General features: G+C 47.3%; 11 protein-coding genes and 5 pseudogenes. 11 read left to right on the top strand and 5 right to left on the bottom strand.

Translation table 11 applies throughout. The annotated features are described in order from the left end of the window. Positions 1-112: 112 nt before the first annotated feature. From tamA to TZ48_RS23970, 4 genes and pseudogenes are all read left to right on the top strand, one after another. Positions 113-1827: pseudogene (gene tamA / locus TZ48_RS23985) on the top strand (autotransporter assembly complex protein TamA). After that, positions 1824-5589, top strand: a pseudogene (tamB, locus tag TZ48_RS23980) (autotransporter assembly complex protein TamB). Before tamA ends, tamB begins: the two co-directional pseudogenes overlap by 4 nt. Before the next feature lie 229 nt (positions 5590-5818). Continuing rightward, positions 5819-6001, top strand: a complete 183-nt coding sequence (locus TZ48_RS26565; RefSeq protein ID WP_112481227.1) for a DUF2799 domain-containing protein — start codon at positions 5819-5821, stop codon at positions 5999-6001. 47 nt (positions 6002-6048) lie between these two features. Next, entirely contained in the window at positions 6049-6402 is a 354-nt protein-coding gene (locus TZ48_RS23970) for a DUF2799 domain-containing protein (protein WP_112481225.1), read from the top strand. A 100-nt stretch (positions 6403-6502) separates the two neighbouring features. Here TZ48_RS23970 and ppa read toward each other — a convergent pair whose 3' ends face one another. Next, positions 6503-7033, bottom strand: a complete 531-nt coding sequence (ppa, locus tag TZ48_RS23965) for an inorganic diphosphatase (RefSeq protein ID WP_112481223.1) — start codon at positions 7031-7033, stop codon at positions 6503-6505. 135 nt (positions 7034-7168) lie between these two features. After that, a complete protein-coding gene (gene fbp / locus TZ48_RS23960; protein ID WP_042502808.1) occupies positions 7169-8179 on the bottom strand; it encodes a class 1 fructose-bisphosphatase in 1011 nt (336 codons plus the stop codon). A 283-nt stretch (positions 8180-8462) separates the two neighbouring features. Between fbp and mpl the strand changes: the two are divergent. From mpl to thiQ, 5 genes and pseudogenes are all read left to right on the top strand, one after another. Then, positions 8463-9812, top strand: a pseudogene (gene mpl / locus TZ48_RS23955) (UDP-N-acetylmuramate:L-alanyl-gamma-D-glutamyl-meso-diaminopimelate ligase). Further along, positions 9812-10432 carry a flavin prenyltransferase UbiX gene (locus TZ48_RS23950; RefSeq protein ID WP_112481221.1) on the top strand — a complete coding sequence of 207 codons (621 nt, stop codon included), beginning with the start codon at positions 9812-9814 and terminating at the stop codon, positions 10430-10432. The pseudogene mpl and the gene TZ48_RS23950 overlap by 1 nt, the downstream one beginning before the upstream one ends. 355 nt (positions 10433-10787) lie before the next feature. Then, positions 10788-11725, top strand: a pseudogene (gene thiB / locus TZ48_RS23945) (thiamine ABC transporter substrate binding subunit). 78 nt (positions 11726-11803) lie between these two features. Then, positions 11804-13376 (top strand): annotated as a pseudogene (gene thiP / locus TZ48_RS23940) (thiamine/thiamine pyrophosphate ABC transporter permease); the annotation flags it as partial. 39 nt (positions 13377-13415) lie between these two features. Next, complete coding sequence (gene thiQ, locus TZ48_RS23935) at positions 13416-14120, top strand: thiamine ABC transporter ATP-binding protein (protein WP_112481257.1); 705 nt, start codon at positions 13416-13418, stop codon at positions 14118-14120. 64 nt (positions 14121-14184) lie between these two features. On the opposite strand, the gene yjgA is transcribed toward thiQ, so the two are convergent. Then, positions 14185-14712, bottom strand: a complete 528-nt coding sequence (gene yjgA, locus TZ48_RS23930) for a ribosome biogenesis factor YjgA (RefSeq protein ID WP_112481219.1) — start codon at positions 14710-14712, stop codon at positions 14185-14187. 117 nt (positions 14713-14829) lie between these two features. Here yjgA and pmbA point away from each other — a divergent pair, with 117 nt between their 5' ends. Next, positions 14830-16173 (top strand): metalloprotease PmbA, encoded by a 1344-nt coding sequence (gene pmbA / locus TZ48_RS23925; RefSeq protein ID WP_112481218.1) that lies wholly within the window; start codon positions 14830-14832, stop codon positions 16171-16173. A 75-nt stretch (positions 16174-16248) separates the two neighbouring features. Here pmbA and TZ48_RS23920 read toward each other — a convergent pair whose 3' ends face one another. Further along, positions 16249-16710: a chemotaxis protein CheX gene (locus TZ48_RS23920; protein WP_112481216.1), complete on the bottom strand. Its 462-nt coding sequence runs from the start codon at positions 16708-16710 to the stop codon at positions 16249-16251. A gap of 8 nt (positions 16711-16718) precedes the next feature. Then, positions 16719-17171, bottom strand: coding sequence for a zinc uptake transcriptional repressor Zur (gene zur, locus TZ48_RS23915; RefSeq protein WP_112460381.1), 453 nt, complete (start codon positions 17169-17171; stop codon positions 16719-16721). Between the two features lie 581 nt (positions 17172-17752). On the opposite strand from zur, the gene TZ48_RS23905 reads away from it, so the two are divergent. Beyond that, positions 17753-18196 (top strand): hypothetical protein, encoded by a 444-nt coding sequence (locus TZ48_RS23905; RefSeq protein WP_112481212.1) that lies wholly within the window; start codon positions 17753-17755, stop codon positions 18194-18196. Positions 18197-18513 lie beyond the last annotated feature (317 nt).

Below are 18513 nucleotides of genomic sequence, written 5' to 3'. Positions count from 1 at the left end.
AATGAGTGCAATGACTTATCTGTTTCACCCTTGTCTACAGACTTCTCTATCAATCAGAGTTATCATTCTACGTAACAACAAAAATAAACGCATCACAGCCTCACAATAAAGCATGATAAAGAGACTTTTACCACCGCTATTCTTGACCTTATCGCCCGCACTCGCTTTTGCTGATGAGAGCGTGTCTTTGGATGTTCAAGGATTAAGTGGCGCGCTTCAAGATAACGTCAATGCCTATGTATCCGCGATCGCGGTGAATGAATACTCGACGTCGCTGCGATTCCAATCTCGACTCACCAAAGAAATCAACGAAGCGCTCAATGCTCTGGGCATTACAACGCCAAGATCGATTTTTCTGTGAATGAGCGTGGCGATGAATTGACGGTCAAGGTTAACCCAGGACCGCCAACTCGCATCAAGCTGGTGGATGTTCAACTGACGGGTGAAGCTGAAAAGGATGAGGATTTCATGCGCCTCATTCGTATCTCGCCGCTCAAAGAGGGCGATACACTCAATCACAATCAATATGACAGTTTGAAATCGGGCATTCGTAATTTAGCGCTGCAAAAAGGCTACTTTGATGGTGTGTATACTATGAGCCGTCTCGAGGTTATCCCGGAGCGGAATGAAGCGATTGTGAGGCTTCATTATGACAGTGGTATTCGTTATCAGTTTGGTAAGGCAACCATAACTGGCAGTCAAATTGACATTCAGAAGGTGCAGTCATTGCAGCCTTATAAAATTGGCGATGAGTATCAAGTTGCTAAGGTGGGGGAGCATAACCAAAACTTATCCAACACTGAGTGGTTTTCATCAGTATTTGTCGAGCCTGATCTGTCGGAAGTGGGCAAAGGGCGTGAGCTACCAATGAAAGTGTCATTGGCTCCTCAAGTGCGAAATCAGTTTGAAACCGGTCTCGGTTATTCCACTGACGTGGGAGCAAAAGTGAAATTTGGCTGGAAAAAGCCGTGGCTCAACGAACATGGTCACAGTTTCAAAACCAGTTTGGATTTATCTCTCCCTGAGCAGCAGGTAACGGCGAGCTATAAGATCCCACTCGACGATGTGCTCAAAGATTACTACGTCATTCAGTATGGTCTGAAAAACGTCAACCGAAGCGACAAAAAGACCTTGGAATCGAACCTGTCGTTCGAGCGCCATTGGGTGTTGGACAGTGGCTGGCATCGAACCGCTTACTTACGATATTTGATTGAGAACTATGAATTTAATGCGCAGGGAGAGCTTGGTCAGTTTGTGTTGCCCGGGCTTTCCTATTCTCGCGTAGTCTCGCGCGGTGGCGTCTTACCCATGAGTGGCAACAAGCAAACCATTATGTTTGAAGTGGGTGATGAGCGAGCGCTCTCTGAAACCTCGGTGTTTAGACTTCGCGGAACTTCAACTTGGATTTCTAGTATTGGTGAGAACCACCGAGGCTTGTTCAAAGTTGACATTGGCGCCAACATTGCCAGTGACCCTTCTAAACTTTCCCCATCATTGCGTTTCTATGCCGGTGGTGACAACAGTGTGCGTGGTTACGATTATGAGAGTATCTCCCCTGTCGATGATGCGGGCAATAAAACCGGTGGCCAATATCTCGCGACCAGCAGCCTTGAATATCAATATCGTTTAACGGGTAACTGGTGGGCGGCAACCTTTTTTGATGTTGGTGATGCCTTTGATGACGATCCCGAATGGAAGCGTGGTGCCGGTTTTGGCATACGTTGGGTCTCTCCAGTCGGCCCCGTTAAATTCGATTATGCAAAAGGATTGGATACGAAACCGCAAGCCGAATGGCGCATTCACTTTAGCTTAGGGCCTGAACTATGATGTCGAAAGTTTGGCAAGTCACCAAATGGTGTTCTATTGGCCTGATTACTCTGATTTTACTGCTCCTCGCAACACTGGCGTTTGCTCTGTTTACCAATGCCGGTCTTAACAGCATTTTGTGGGGGGTAAACAAAGCGTTGCCGCAATTTGAGGCTGGCGAGACACAAGGTGCACTGTTTCCCAGGTTCACGATCAATGATGTGAGCTTTAAAGATGAAAGCTTGTTTGTTGACTTAACTGCGCAATCATTGACGCTGGCTGTCGATCTCAATTGCTTGTCAGATCCAAGAGTCTGCGTAAATGAACTGTCGATTCAAGGGCTTGATTTTAGCATGCCAGAGGTCGCGCCCAGTGAGCCTTCTCCAGAGCCGACAGAGCCATTAACTAAAATAACACTGCCAATTCCTGTCGCGATTGGTCACGTCAATTTTGACGATATCCAATTGGATATTTTGGGCACCAAGGTGAGTTGGGATAGTTTTTCTACTTCATTGTCGATGACGGGCTCTAACTTAACTGTCGGTAAGACAAAGTTAACCTCTCCGTTAGTTGCGTTGCCACCCGCAACGGAAACCGCACAAACGTTTGAAGAAGCGCCTGCGGCATCAAACGAACCCGCAACGGCGATTGAGCTGCCTGAGGTGTTGATCCCCCTATTCGTTAATATTACCGGGATTGAGATCCTCGATTTTAAACTCGATCAGCCAGAGCCCGTGATTGTCGATAGACTCAAACTCGTCGGTAAGGCAGGTAAGCACGATGTGGGTGTGTCTACGCTAGAACTGGAAATGCCTCTGGTTGATGCCAATCTGCAAGGCAAGGTGACCCTAAAAGATGGTTATCCACTTGACCTTGATTTGGGCGCGCACCTTAAGCAAACCGATTTTGCCGGGCAGAAGCTTAAGCTCAATGCCTCGGGTAGTGTGCAAACGCTTCAGCTTGATAGTGAGTTCTCCGGACTAATAACAGGTCTACTAAAGGGGCAAATTCAACCGTTAGAACCGACGATTCCATTTGATGCAACAATAACGAGCGCTAAGGCGAACTGGCCATTGAGCGGTGAATCGGACTACCAAGTATCTATTGATACCTTAGGGGCTAAAGGTTCGTTAGAAGGCTATGAGGTCAATTTGTTGGCATCTGCTTCTGGCAAAGAGATCCCTGACCTTGATGTGGATTTGCAGGGTACTGGCGACTTAGAGCACATCGATTTGAGTAAGCTATCCATTGACACATTGGGCGGCAATGTTGCTGGTCAAGTGATGGCGAACTGGTCTGCGCCGGTGAACTGGCAAGGCGATATCAACCTCACTAATATTCAGCCGGGTTTGCAGTGGCCAGAAGCCGAGGGGGATATTAGCGGTAAAATAGTGACATCTGGCTCTCTCACTGATGCGGGGGTGGCAAGTCTCAGTGCCGACATTAGATATCGTCGGCATGCTCAGAAACTACCCAATAAATATCAAAGGTCAGCTTGATGCGTCTGATCAAGCCGGTAAAGGAGAGTTTAAGGTCGATACCCAGGGACTTTCGGTCGCCCATGGCCCTAACCAGCTTAATGCTCGGGGTAAGCTTGATAAAGACTGGGATATGAGTGTCGATATCGATTTCCCTGAGCTCGCGAAATCTGTCCCAGATCTCTCGGGCATTCTACGCGGAAAGCTTAGCCTCAAGGGAGCAATGAAAGAGCCAGATATCGCCACTGATCTGAGTATTGAAAAGATTCAGTGGAAGGACGAAGCAAGTCTTGAGGCGTTAACTCTATCCGGTACGGCTAAACCTTTGCCAATCGAGAGCGCGCAAGCGGATCTACGACTCAATGCGCGCGGTGTTAAGTATCAAGAACAAGAGGTCGATTCCGCCAGTTTGACACTCTCCGGCACTCAAGCCGCCCACACGCTAGCACTGGATGTGGTTTCTAAGATAGCGTCTTTAAATCTAGCGATCAGCGGTAAACTCTCGGATAAGCCAAATTTAGTTTGGGATGGCGAGCTGGCAGAGGTGCACCTTGAGACTGAGCAAGGTCCTCTCGATTTGACTGAACCTGTGGCAATCAAAGTCGATATTGATAAGCAAGTGGCCAATGTAGCGGCACACTGCTGGAAACAGGCCGACTCTCGATTGTGTCTAGAAAAAGACATCGAGGCGGGACAGTCTGGAGAAGCCTTGGTCACAGTGAAGAACTTCGACTTTGACCAAATTAAGGCTTATATCCCAGAAAACATGCTGGTAGAGGGCAGTGCCAATATTACTGCTTGGGCAAAATGGGCGCCTGAAACATCCCCTCAAGTGAAGTTGGATGTGGCACTACCAAAAGGTACCGTGACTCAAAATCTGGAAACACCATTGGTGGTGGGTTGGGAGTCGGTAAGCGTTAAAGCAAACCTAGCTGACGATAAGCTCGATGCGAGTTGGCTGATTGATGTCACTGACAATGGTGATCTCTCAGGTAAGGTGATCCTGCCAAACGTGCTTGCCGAACAAAAAACGATTGATGGTGAGCTGAATCTTTCAACATTTAACCTCGATTTCTTGCAGCCGCTGGTGGGTGAGTTTAACCAGCTGAAGGCGAATTTGGCGGCGGATATTAAGATCAAAGGTGATGCGTTGCATCCTGAGCTCTATGGTCAGTTCTCTGTCGCTGATTTGTCGTTGCAAGGTGATATTTCACCGATTCAGGTTGAGACTGGTAAGGTCGATATTGCCTTCAATGGTTACGACGCGCTGCTTGATGCAAACATTAAAACTAATGATGGTGAGCTTAAGCTGGAAGGTGATGGCAATTGGCAAGACTTGAAAGCGTGGCGAACTAAGTTGAGAGTGTTTGCCGATGAGCTTAATGTCGACGTACCACCCATGGTGAAAGTGAAGGTGGTGCCAGATATGACGATTGAGGCCAACCCGACATTAGCGAAAATCACCGGTTCTATCGGATTACCTTGGGGGCGTATTTTGGTTGAGGAGCTACCGCAAAGTGCGGTCGCGGTTTCTAGCGACCAGGTGTTACTGAATCCAGATATGACCCCAGTCAATGAAGAGGCAGAGGTACCATTTAATGTCGAAACGGACGTGTCAATTTCCATTGGCGATGACTTTACCATCTCGGCATTTGGTCTCAAAGGGGGACTGCAGGGCAAGTTGCATGTTTCTCAGAAAGACCGTGGCCCGTTTGTTCAAGGGGAAATCAATATCGTCGATGGCTCGTACAGTTCGTTTGGTCAGGATTTGCTGATTGAAGAAGGTAAGATCCTCATGACAGGTCCAGTCGATCAGCCTTATGTCAGCATTACAGCGATCCGTAATCCTGAAACGACGGCTGATGATGTTAAGGCGGGTGTGAAAGTCTCTGGCCTTGCGACAGAGCCTAAAATTGATATTTTCTCAGACCCAACCATGCCACAGGCAAACGCGCTCTCCTACTTGTTGCGTGGACAAGATATCGATGGTGAAACCGGTGGCAACGCCTTAACCACGACCCTAATCGGCTTGAGCCTAGCGCGAAGCGGTAAGGTGGTGGGTGATATTGGCCAAGCATTTGGTGTACAAGATCTTCAACTCGATACAGCGGGTACGGGTAATGACTCACAAGTCACCGTAAGTGGCTACGTATTACCTGGATTACAGGTCAAATACGGCGTAGGTATTTTCAACTCACTAGGTGAATTTACGGTGCGCTACCGCATCATCGAGGATTTCTATGTGGAAGCCGTTTCAGGTCTTTATAGCTCTGTCACCTTCCTATACCAATTTGAAGTGGATTGATAAACAGTGATGCCGACAGGGTTGTCGCACGTACAAATGGAGTGACAAGGAGAATCTATGTTTAGAAAAGGAATAATTGTTACGGCATTGGTGATGTTATCGGGCTGTGTACAACTTACGCCACCTACCGATGAAAGTGCTCAAAGTTGGCAAGATTTTGGTTATCAATGGGCAGTGAAGGGTTACATCATCGAAAGCCAATCTGATTTGGTAAAAAAAAGTCCCAGAGTTGTCCACAGAACAGTTTGCTCAGTATCAATCAGGCTATGCCACAGGGAAGGCGGAGTACTGCAAGCAAGATCCGTTTGTCCTTGGCTATGATAATAGAATTTATTATGGTATTTGCAACGACGTCGACCGTCGATATAACGAAGAGTATTGGCGGGGTAAGAATGCTCGTAATCGCAAGTAATTAAGCGATGTCTGTAGTAAGCGGGACACAGGCAATGAGGAGGAGCAATGAAAATAATTTGGCTTTCATTGTTTGCCGCGACACTGGTGGCGTGCGCTCAAAACAGCGGACCGAACAGTACTTCGCAGCAAGATTGGTTTCAGTTTGGAGAGCAGCAAGCGTTGGTCGGCTACGAGAAACAGAGTGATGATGAATTGAAGCAGTCATCACAAGTCAGTGTCGATAGTGCACTGTATCAAGCGTATTCAGCAGGCTACGAGCAAGGCCGCCAGGAGTACTGTCAGCAAGACCCGAAAATACTCGGTAAAAAAGGCGAGTTATATCGCGGGATTTGTGACGATATTCGACCGACGTTTCGGATTTGGTACAACAACGGCAAAGCGTCGCGAAGTCGCTATTAACGACCTATCTCTTGCCAAAACCAACTTGATTTAAAAAGGGCTTACCAACAACAAGTTAGTGAGCCCTTTTTGATGTTTGTATTGGTCAGTCGGCTAAAAGCTACTTGCCTTGAGCTCGTTCATACGATGATTGGATTTCATCACGTGCCGCTTGTGCATCTGCCCAGCCATCGACTTTTACCCACTTGCCTGCTTCTAGTTCTTTATAACGCTCAAAGAATTGCGTGATTTGCGCTTTTAGAAGTTCTGGAATATCGCCGACATCTTGAATGTGGTCGTACTCTTTGCTCAGCTTGCTGTGTGGAACTGCGAACACTTTGGCATCTTCACCTGACTCATCGGTCATTTTTAGTACCCCAACCGGGCGGCAGCGAATCACTGAGCCTGGCATCAATGGGTACGGAGTTGGAACCAGAACGTCTACCGGGTCACCATCCAGTGATAGAGTGTGGTTTACATAGCCATAGTTACAAGGGTAGAACATTGGGGCTGACATAAAGCGGTCAACAAATACGGCGCCAGAGTCTTTATCGACTTCGTACTTGATGGGATCAGCGTTTGCAGGGATTTCAATGACGACATAGATGTCATCTGGGAGTGACTTACCCGCAGGCACATTGTTTAAGCTCATTTTGACTTTCCTTTTCTTTGTTCGATATTCCTTTAGGCGTAAGGAACTGAGGGCTGAAACACGAATCGTTTACAGTCAGTATACTTGGTTAATTTTAAAACAAAAAGTGCCTCATTGAGAGGCACTTCGAAGTTATTAGTCTTGGTACTCTTCGAGGAAGGACTCGACTTTTTCAACCATGTTCTTTGAACCTACAAAGAATGGCACGCGTTGGTGAAGCTCTGTTGGTTTGATATCCATAATGCGCTGGGTGCCATCTGACGCGACACCGCCCGCTTGCTCCATGATGAATGCCATTGGGTTGCACTCATAAAGTAAACGCAGTTTACCGCTTGGGTGACTTTGTGTACTTGGGTACAAGTAGATGCCACCTTTAAGTAGGTTACGGTGGAAGTCAGACACCAGTGAGCCGATGTAGCGAGAGGTGTATGGACGCTTCTCTTCCGGCACGTTTTCCTGGCAGTACTTGATGTACTTCTTCACACCCATAGGGAAACGGATGTAGTTGCCTTCATTGATTGAGTAGATAGTTCCGTCTTCAGGAATCATCATGTTTTCGTGTGAAAGGCAGAAGCTGCCGATCGATGGGTCGTAAGTGAAGCCATTGACGCCTTTACCTGTTGTGTATACCAACATGGTAGACGAGCCATAAACCACATAACCTGCAGCCACCTGTTTATTACCAGGCTGTAGGAAATCCTCTTGGGTTGGAGGCGTGCCTACTGGTGAGATACGACGGTAAATAGAGAAGATAGTACCAACTGAGACGTTCACATCGATGTTTGACGATCCATCCAATGGATCCATCAACACCACATATTTAGCGTTCTTATTGAGCTCTTTATTGAACGCGACTGCCTCATCTTCTTCTTCACTCGCGACACCACAAACTTGGTCACGTGCTTCTAACGCTGCTTTGAACTTATCATTCGCATAGACATCGAGCTTTTGCTGAGCTTCACCTTGAACATTGTCTGTACCAACAGCACCTGTGATATCAACAAGACCAGCTTTATTGATTTCTCGGTTTACAATTTTTGCAGCAAGTCGAATCGAGGACAAAAGAGAAGAGAGATCACCGCTAGCGTGGGGGAAATCATGTTGTTTCTCAACAATGAATTCGCCAAGGGTGCGCATATCAGACATGTTATATCCTTAACTTTTTTACTTATTTTCTTGGGGGTATGTGTGTGGAATAACGCGAAATCAAACGATTGCGCGAGTTGGGGGTATTCATCAACACACATGGATATTGTAGGGGGCAGAACTTTTTAATGGTAATGAAGTAAGAGTACAGAGCGGCAATTTGTATGATGAATGTCACATTTATCTGTCTAACCACTAACTTTCTCGCTTTTAACACACGCTTTGGGTATATATAGCGACAATGGCGTAAACTAAGACGCAACGGAATTTAAGAGAGCAAGTTATGCATATTCATATCCTTGGCATCTGCGGTACCTTTATGGGTGGCGCTGCTGTACTGGCCCAGCAACTTGGGCATCGAGTTACCGGCAGTGATGCAAAACGTCTACCCACCAATGAGCACTTTATTGGAATCGGAAGGAATCGAGATCATCGAAGGTTTTGACCCTGCGCAGCTCAACCCCGCGCCCGATCTCGTGGTGATTGGCAATGCAATGAGCCGCGGAAATCCTTGCGTTGAATATGTCCTTAATCACAACCTTAAATACACTTCAGGACCTCAATGGCTGCAGGAGTTCCTTTTGCATGATCGTTGGGTATTGGCAGTGTCTGGAACGCACGGAAAAACCACCACTTCGAGCATGCTGAGCTGGATTTTAGAGGACTGCGGCTATACACCGGGTTTCTTGGTGGGCGGCGTCTTGGGCAACTTTGGGCAATCGGCGAGACTGGGTGAGTCGATGTTCTTTGTGGTCGAAGCGGATGAATACGATAGTGCCTTTTTCGATAAGCGCTCTAAGTTTGTTCATTACCATCCTCGCACTTTGATAATGAATAACCTTGAGTTTGATCATGCGGATATTTTTGATGATCTCGAAGCGATTAAGAGACAGTTCCATCATCTCGTGCGCACGGTTCCCGGGAACGGAAGGATCATGGCACCGAAAGGCGACAAAGCCTAGGAGATGTTCTGAGCAGAGGCTGCTGGAGTGAAGTCGAACATACGGGTGCTGGCGCAGATTGGAACGCCAATAAACTGACTGCTGACGGCTCGCACTTTGAAGTGTTCTTGCATGGCGCGAAAGTGGGCGTGGTGAAATGGGATCTAGTGGGTGACCATAATGTCGATAACGCACTGATGGCGATTGCTGGCGCAAGGCATGTGGGTGTTACGCCCGATTTAGCTTGTGAGGCGCTGGGTAAGTTTATCAATACTAAGCGACGCCTTGAGTTAAAAGGTGAAGTGAATCAGGTGACGGTCTACGATGACTTTGCCCATCATCCAACGGCAATTGAACTGACTTTAGATGGTTTGCGTAACAACGTCGGCGACAAACGTATTCTCGCGGTATTGGAGCCGCGCAGTGCGACCATGAAACGTGGCGTGCACAAAGAGACGCTTGCACAATCGCTCACTAAAGCTGACCAAGTGTTCTTGTTCCAACCTGACAATATTGAATGGTCGGTACAAGACATTGCCGACGCATGTAGCCAGCCCGCTCACGTAGACAGTGACATTGATGCGCTGGTGACTAAAATTGCAGAGCAGGCAGAGCCTGGCGACCAGATCTTGGTGATGAGTAACGGCGGCTTTGGTGGTATTCATCAAAAATTATTGGAGGCGTTGGCCTAATGAAACCGGCAGATAAAGCCATTACCCTTGCATTTACTGGCGCCTCTGGCGCGCCTTACGGTATGCGCCTGCTTGAGTGTTTACTGGCTCAAGATTATACCGTGTATCTGTTGATTTCGTCAGCCGCGCGCGTGGTGCTTGCCACCGAGCATGATATTAAACTGCCAAGTGGCCCAGATGCTGCCCACAAAGCTCTGGTAGAGCGTTTAAACTGCAAGCCAGAAAAGCTGGTGGTGTGTGGTAAAGAAGACTGGTTCTCGCCTGTGGCTTCGGGTTCCGCGGCACCGAAACAGATGATCGTCTGTCCGTGTTCGGCCGGTAGCGTTGCTGCGATTGCTCACGGTATGTCGGATAACCTTATTGAACGTGCCGCTGATGTGGTGATCAAAGAGAAAGGGCAACTGCTACTCGTGGTTCGTGAAACGCCGTTCTCAACCATTCATCTCGAGAACATGCACAAGCTGTCCCAAATGGGGGTCACCATCATGCCAGCGGCGCCTGGCTTTTATCATCAGCCACAATCTATCGAAGATTTGGTGGACTTTATTGTGGCCAGGGTGCTCGATCATATGGGGCTAGAGCAAAACCTAGTGCCGCGTTGGGGCTACGATCAGCGATAGATTGACGTTAGCTAACGAATGCTAAGGATAGATTTGGCGAATCTGTGACAAAAAGGTTACAATTCGCCCTCAAAGGTTGTAACTCACGGGGTGCACTAGCAGTGGTGCTGAGAGAAGGTCAAGCCTGATACCCGCGTACGTTAAGTAACAGCCCTGATCCAGATAATGCTGGCGTAGGGATGAGGCTCCTTTGCTATTAATCGGCTAAGAAGACACTCTAGCTTCCATATATTGGATGCTCTCCCACATCGCGCGTTTTCTCTGGATCTCAAAACAATAACTAAGGACAGAACCAGTGAAAAACCATTCAATCAGCAAGATCGCGTTAGCGACGGCACTACTCTCTACTCCACTAATGGCATCGGCACAATCGCTGACCGTCTATACCTATAGCTCATTTGCCTCCGATTGGGGGCCAGGTCCTGCGATTGAAAAAGCATTCGAAGCACAATGTGGTTGCGACCTTAACTACGTCGCTCTGGATGATGGCGTGTCTATCCTCAACCGTCTTCGCTTGGAAGGCCGCAGCACTCAAGCAGATGTCGTGCTTGGTCTTGATAATAACCTAATGAGTGAAGCGAAAAAATCGGGCCTGCTGGCTAACCATGGCGCTGATTTGTCGTCAGTTGTCCTGCCGAATGGTTGGAGTGATGAAGTGTTCGTCCCATTTGATTACGGCTACTTTGCCTTTGTGTACAACAAAGAAAAGGTAAAGAACCCACCAAAAAGCCTTAAAGAGCTCGTTGAGCAGCGCGATGACCTTAAAGTGATTTACCAAGACCCACGCACGTCGACACCAGGCCAGGGCTTACTGCTGTGGATGAAGTCTGTGTACGGAGATGACTCAAGCACCGCATGGCAGCAACTGTCGAAGAAAACCGTGACGGTGACTAAGGGCTGGTCTGAAGCGTATTCGATGTTCTTAGAGGGGAGTCGGATCTTGTGCTGTCTTACACCACATCTCCGGCCTACCATATTATTGCTGAGCAAGATGAGCGCTTCGCGGCGGCTGATTTTTCAGAAGGCCATTACACTCAAGTAGAGGTCGCTGCCAAGGTTGCGGGTAGCAGTAATCAGAAACTCGCCGATGAGTTTATGCAGTTTATTGTCTCTGATGGCTTTCAATCCAACATCCCAACGGGTAACTGGATGTATCCAGTGGTGGACAGCAAATTACCAGCTGGGTTTGAGAGCCTAACTATTCCGGCTAAGGCGCTCTCTTTCTCTCCTGATGAAGTGGCGAATAATCGCAAAGCGTGGATCCGTGAATGGCAATCTGCGTTGATTAAGTAACGCTGTCTATTCGACGATACGTTATTCTCTAGCAAGAATAACGTATCGACGGAAATTTTTTCTTCCCTTGAGGTCACTGTGATTCGAATTCCCAAAGCCGGCTTAGTCGTTGCGCTGCTCATTGGCCTGTATGTCGTCGCGTCCTTGTGGACATTGCTTTCTTACTCTTCCATTAATGATATTGGGCTGCTGTTTAGCGACCCTTATTATCAGCACGTGGCTAAATTCAGTTTTTGGCAAGCGAGTCTTTCGACGTTGTTAAGTGTTGGACTCGCTGTACCCGTAGCTCATGCAATTTCGCGTCGCCATTTCTGGGGGCGAGAGTGGCTACTCAAACTGTTTGCCACAACCTTGGTGATGCCTGTGCTCGTTGGCGTGTTTGGTATTGTGGCTATTTATGGTAATCAAGGGGTCATTGCCAAATGGTTCGTTGGTGGCTCTGCGCTTTTTTCCATCTATGGGCTCAATGGTATTTTGCTCGCTCACGTGTTCTTCAATCTACCATTTGCTACTCGGCTTTTGTTGGGAACGATAGAGGGCGTGCCTGATGAGCAGCGTAAGTTGGCGCTTCATCTTGGCATGAACAGTTGGCAGTGCTTTCGATTAGTGGAGTGGCCAAGGCTGAAGTCGCATCTTCCTCATGTCATTGGTTTGGTGTTTATGCTTTGCTTTACCAGCTTCGCAACCGTTATGGCGCTTGGGGGCGGGCCACAAGCGACACTATCGAGCTGGCTATCTATCAAGCGATAAAGTTCGACTTTGACTTACCTACGGGGGCGGTGTTGGCTCTTTGGCAAATGGTAATCTGTGCCGCTTTGGTGATGTTTGTTGGACGATTCAGTAAACCCGTTTCTGGAAAGAGCAATTTTCACGGGACGCCTAGCTTGCAGCCTAAAGATACGCTGCTTAAAAAGGGTTGGGATAGCTTTTGGATCATGGCAACCCTAATGCTCGTCATACCTCCGATACTGGCTATTTTGCTCAGTGGTTTGAACTCGAAATTGCTTGATGTGTTTGCGGATTCACGCTTTTGGAGTGCTGTGGGTACTTCGCTGCAAGTGGCCGTATTGGCAGGGAGTATTGCTCTTCTGGTGGGGGTTGTCTTGCTATCAACAACGCGAATTTACCGGCTTAAATCTCAAGCTCGCCGAGCGGACAGTCTTGAGCTTGTGGGAACCGTTATTCTGGTAACACCAGCGTTAATCCTCAGTACTGCGACCTTCTTGATGCTGCGAGGCATGGCAAATGTGTTCAGTCTAGCGTTTGGTATTGTGGTGTTGGTCAATGCCCTAATGGCGCTTCCCTATGTGATTAAAACCTTGAATCAGCCAATGCAGCGCCTTGCTGCTCAATACTATCCATTATGGCAAAGTCTCGGTATGCACGGCTGCGCCGATTTTGGTTGATGGAATGGCGCGCGATCCGAGCACCGATACTGCATGCTTTTTCGATAAGCTTCATTTTGTCTATGGGTGACCTTACCGTGATTGCCCTATTTGGTAGCCAAGATTTTAATACTCTGCCGCTGTATCTTTATCAACTGATGGGCAGCTATCAGCTCGAATCCGCTGCCGTAGTATCGCTTGTGCTGTTTGTATTGAGTATCGGTATTTTTTCACTGACTGATACACTGAATAGAACGTCTAAAAAGGGCAGTTCAACCAAAATCCACTCACAGGAAGCTCTCGCCATGTTGTACCTAAATAACGTCGCCTATCGCTACCATAGTGATTGGTTCCACTTTGAACTTGAGGTAAACCAAGGCGACATCGTTTCCTTGATTGGACCAAGTGGTGCAGGCAAATCCACATTGTTGGCTTTGGTGTCTGGCTTTTGTCAGCCTGAATCTGGGTTTATTCAAGTAGAGGGGAAGGACATCGATAGACTTGAACCTCATCAAAGGCCGCTGTCGATGCTGTTTCAAGAGCACAATCTTTTTGATCACTTATCGGTATTTGACAACATTGGTTTGGGATTAAGTCCATCCCTTAAGCTCACTGAAACAGACAAAAAGACAGTGCGTAATGCGGCGGAAAAAGTAGGACTAGGGGAGATGTTAACGCGGCTTCCTTCTGAGCTTTCTGGTGGCCAAAAACAGCGGGTGGCGCTTGCGCGCTGCTTTGTGCAGCCACATCCAATATGGCTACTCGATGAGCCTTTCTCAGCCCTTGATCCTATTCTTCGTAAAGAAATGCTCAGTGTGGTGAAACAGCTGGCGAGCGAGAAACAAGTGACCGTGATTATGGTGACGCACCATCTAAGTGATGCCCGCGCGATAGCAAATCGCTTTGCTTATTTGGCGAACGGTTGCATTGAAGCGCAAGGGGAGGTCGGTGAGCTGACGGATGCACACCCTAATGCGGCATTGGCTGAGTTTGTGCGCGCAGCGCACTAGCGCCCATAAACAAAAAGGCAACTGACGGTTCAGTTGCCTTTCATAGGTTTTAGCCGAGCTAGTCCTAAAACTCTTGCTCTTCTTCGTGCTTAAGCATTTGGAAGATTTCGCGGAATGCTTTCGCAGGCTTTCCAGCTTTCTTCTCTTTGTTTGCTTGGCGAGCAAGCTGGCGCAGGCGCTGACGGTCAAGCTCTGGATAAAGTGCCATTGCTGCTGCAATCGCCTCATCACCCTCTGCAATGATACGATCGCGCAACTGCTCAAGCTTATGCAGAGCTGCGGTAGATTGTGAGTGCTTGTTACGTACGCGATCAAGAGCGGCTTGAATTGGCTCAGGATCTTCGGTGCGCATTAGCTTACCAATGTATTGCAACTGACGACGCTTAGCTTCGTTCTTAAAGCGCTGCGCGTCTGCGATCGCTTCTCTCAGATCTTCGCTTAGTGGGAACTTATCCAACACAGCAGGTTTTAGATCAACCAACTCTTCGCCGAGTTTTTGTAACTCTTCCATGTCGTTTTTCATTTCGGTTCTGCTTACCCAAATGATCTCTTCTTCCTCTTCCCAAGGCGCTTTCTGATTTTTGCGGGCCATGATGTCTGCCTATATCACTATCTCATTACGAATATCCGCTATTTTAGCAAGAAATCTGGGGAGAATGCGAAAACCTTGTTATTCTAGACTCAGTTATTAGCAAAGAATTAGATAAATATGGACGTAAGAGAGCAAGTTGCTCAGCAAAAAGCTGAGCTAGAAGCGGCAGTTGCGAAAGCATTGGACATGGCTTCGGTAAGTGCAGATGCGGCCGAGGTTGCGATCACCAAGAGCACGGGTCTAAGCGTATCGACGCGTATGTGCGAGGTGGAAAACGTTGAGTTTAATAGTGATGGCGCTTTAGGTATCACGGTATACCGTGGTCAGAAAAAAGGCAGCGCATCAACCTCCGATCTGAGTGAAAAAGCGATTGCTCAAACGGTAGCGGCTGCGCTGGATATTGCTCAATACACGTCAGAAGATCCATACGCAGGTCCTGCGCCAAGAGAGCTTATGGTCACTGACATTCCAGATCTTGACCTCTTCCACCCGGATGAGCCAAACCCAGACATGGCGGCACAAAAAGCCATTGCTGCTGAAAAGGCTGCGCTGGAGTACAGCGACAAAATCAAACAAAGTGATGGTGCGAGCTACGACAGTCATTATGGTGTGAAGGTTTATGGTAACTCTCACGGTCTACTTGCCGGTTACGCATCAAGCCGTCATAGCATTAGTTGTAGCGTTATTGGCCAAGGTCAAAACGGTGATATGGAGCGAGATTATAGCTATACGCTTGCTCGCCATCGCGATGATCTTTGGACACCAGAATCAGTAGGTGAGAAGGCGGCGAAGAAAACCATCGAACGCCTTGACGCTAGAAAGATCAAAACGGGCCAATACCCAGTGTTATTTGCCAATGATGTTGCGACTGGATTGATTGGTCACCTAGTGATGGGTATCAGCGGTGGTAATCTGTATCGCAAGTCTTCGTTCTTACTAGACAAACTAGGTGAGCAAATCTTGCCAGATTGGTTCTCGATACAAGAAAAACCGCACGTATTACGCGGTCTGGCATCGAGCCCATTTGATAATGAAGGTGTTGCTACGCGCGATATGGACATCATTACCGACGGTAAACTGGCGACTTACCTACTAACCAGTTACGCGGCGCGTAAAATGAACATGACCCCAACAGGTCATGCTGGAGGCATTCACAACTGGTACGTGAAATCGACAGGCCAAGACTTCGATGCCATGCTTAAACAGCTTGGGACTGGTCTACTGGTGACTGAAGTGATGGGGCAGGGTGTGAACATCGTAACCGGCGATTACTCGCGCGGCGCAGCGGGTTTCTGGGTTGAGAACGGTGAAATCCAATTCCCAGTATCTGAAATTACGGTTGCGGGCAATTTGGCACAAATGTTCCAACAAATTGTTGCTGTAGGTAATGACGTGGAAACACGTTCACAAATCCAAACCGGTTCGATTTTGCTTGAGTCCATGAAGGTGGCGGGTGAATAACCCTTAAGGTATTACCAAAGATAGTAAAAGGGCGTCATAACCATGACGCCCTTTTTGCATTTTAGCGATATGTGTTTATTCAAAACAAATTTCAATAAACGCATTACCCCAGTCTGAGGTAAATGGCATGATGATGATCGCGCCATCGCATTTGTGTCGGATGGTGTGACCTTTGCCTGATACCACAACCGGTGTCGCCATATCAAAATCAAAGCCGTTTTCTGCAAGGATACGTTTTGCACCACCCGTTACCATGTTGGTGATTTCGCCGACCATGTCGGTCACTTCCTCATTCAACCCATGTGGTTTCTCACCCAGCATGTTCTGCATGATTTCAAGGGCAAGCCCTTCTTCAAATGTAATCGACATTGAGCCACGGGTTTGTGTACCGACCATACCGATAAGGCCAGACACATCGCCTCGAGCGATCTCGTCTTTTTTAATTCTTGGCTTAAGTGGCTTGATCTCCATTGAAGCCATCGTTTTTAGCACATTCATCAATGAGGCTAAAAACGGATTTACAAATTCAGCGCGCATAACTTCTTCTATTTGTTCGATTCTTCCAATGATGAACACGTCTGACATGTGCCATGAGTTTCTATGACGTGATTTGAAAACTGGAAGCCATGTTTTTCAACGTTGCTATTAAGCAAGGCTATCAGAATATCATCTTGTAGTTCAACGACATTACCGCACTTGTCACAAATCAGCAGATGCGAGTAGTGTTTATGCTCACCAAATGAACAGCAAGAGACAAAGCTGTTCGTCGATTCAACGCGATGGATAAATCCTTGCTCTAAAAGAAAGTCCAATGCTCGGTATACCGTCGGCGGCTTAGCCTGCGGTTCGGTGACCTTAAGTTGGTCAAGGAGTTCATAGGCACTTGAAGCCTTATTACTGTCACAAATCAGCTCATACACACGCTTACGCTGAGGCGTTAAACGAACCCCTCGAGCCGAGCACGTTTCTTCTAGTTGTTTGATTAGCTTCTGATCCACATGTCCACCTATGTTTGCGAATTCTGTTCATTTTATACTAATTCCATCAATAGATCGTTAGTCTCGGTTATGGAATTGCTGACATCGTGTTTAGTTGTAAGTTGCAAAGCTGAGTAGACGACATAAGAGCAGCCATAGTTCACAATTCTAGGGTGCGGGTTGAGTGAGATTTTTACGACCGGCGTCAACTTAAATCAGTCTTTTTTCGGTGCGATGACCAGCATACTAATATGGCATTGTAGAAAGGAGGCGGTATGTTGAGAGTAGGATATTGTGAAGTTAGCGACCTGCAACTTAGTCCAGCAAGTAGAACAGCAGTATCAGAAGTTCACGATATTATTAATCGGGGGGAATGTTGGGCTTTGCGATTGCTTCAACACCGCTCTATCAGATATTTTTTAGTCCAAGTGTGACAGGGAAGTCGGCTGAAGCCATGATTACAATTCGCGAATACGATTGGGAGATCTTTGGCGAGGCAATGTCGAGTGTTTCCAAAATTTCAAAAGACAGGGTCTTGCAAATAGCAGAACCTCTTACATGGACAACAAGTGGGTCGGAACAAAAGTTTTGGAGGTGCATAAGTGAAGCTGCACTTTAATAGGATTCTGATTCTTCTACCACTCTCGGCGTGCACCGCTGAAACAACCTCAGATCGCTTTGATTTATTAGCTGATTGGAACAACAGACACTCAGAGTGCTTTGATCTCCGAAGCAACAATGCTGACACGTTTCCAATCACACCTTGGTTTGAATCTTTGACTGAAGATGATAAGAGGCGGGTCGTTTTGTATTTGTCTGAGCTCAAGATGTACCAATGTACGCTCGAGGAGGCAAGTAAGATAAAGCAGACATACTCGAAACAAGATATTCAAGAATTGGAAAAGATGTTTGGTTCTGCGCTTAGGCTTGATGAACCCGATAAAAACGACATTGAAGATTTGGACTACCGACAAATTGAGCTAATCAGCGAGCAGATCTCTGTATTCAGTGTTTTGGTTGTCGCTGAACAATTGAATGTCTTTTAGAGTCCAATACGCCAGTCAACAATAGAGTGCAGTGCTTTTTTTCTGAATGTTTTCGAATCTCTGTGTATAATCTCCAACCTATTTTTGAAGACGACGTCTACAATGAAGCGTTTTGGCGCTTTGTAGTATGCGTTGCACTGCTGAATGATGTCATTTGTCCTACTTCTTCCACATGATTATGGAGGGGCATTTGGGGCAATTCTAGCAAGTTCATGTATATATACAGCATCAAGATTTCGAGTAACACCATATGAAGCCTGAAGAAACTAGTAAATACACTGCGAACCGCTTATCCGTTGCGCCCATGCTCGATTGGA

The organism is Vibrio variabilis (assembly GCF_003263785.1).
GTDB classification, from domain to species: domain Bacteria; phylum Pseudomonadota; class Gammaproteobacteria; order Enterobacterales; family Vibrionaceae; genus Vibrio; species Vibrio variabilis.
Note: the sequence above shows the minus strand (reverse complement) of the source record. Positions and strands in the feature narration are given on the sequence as shown.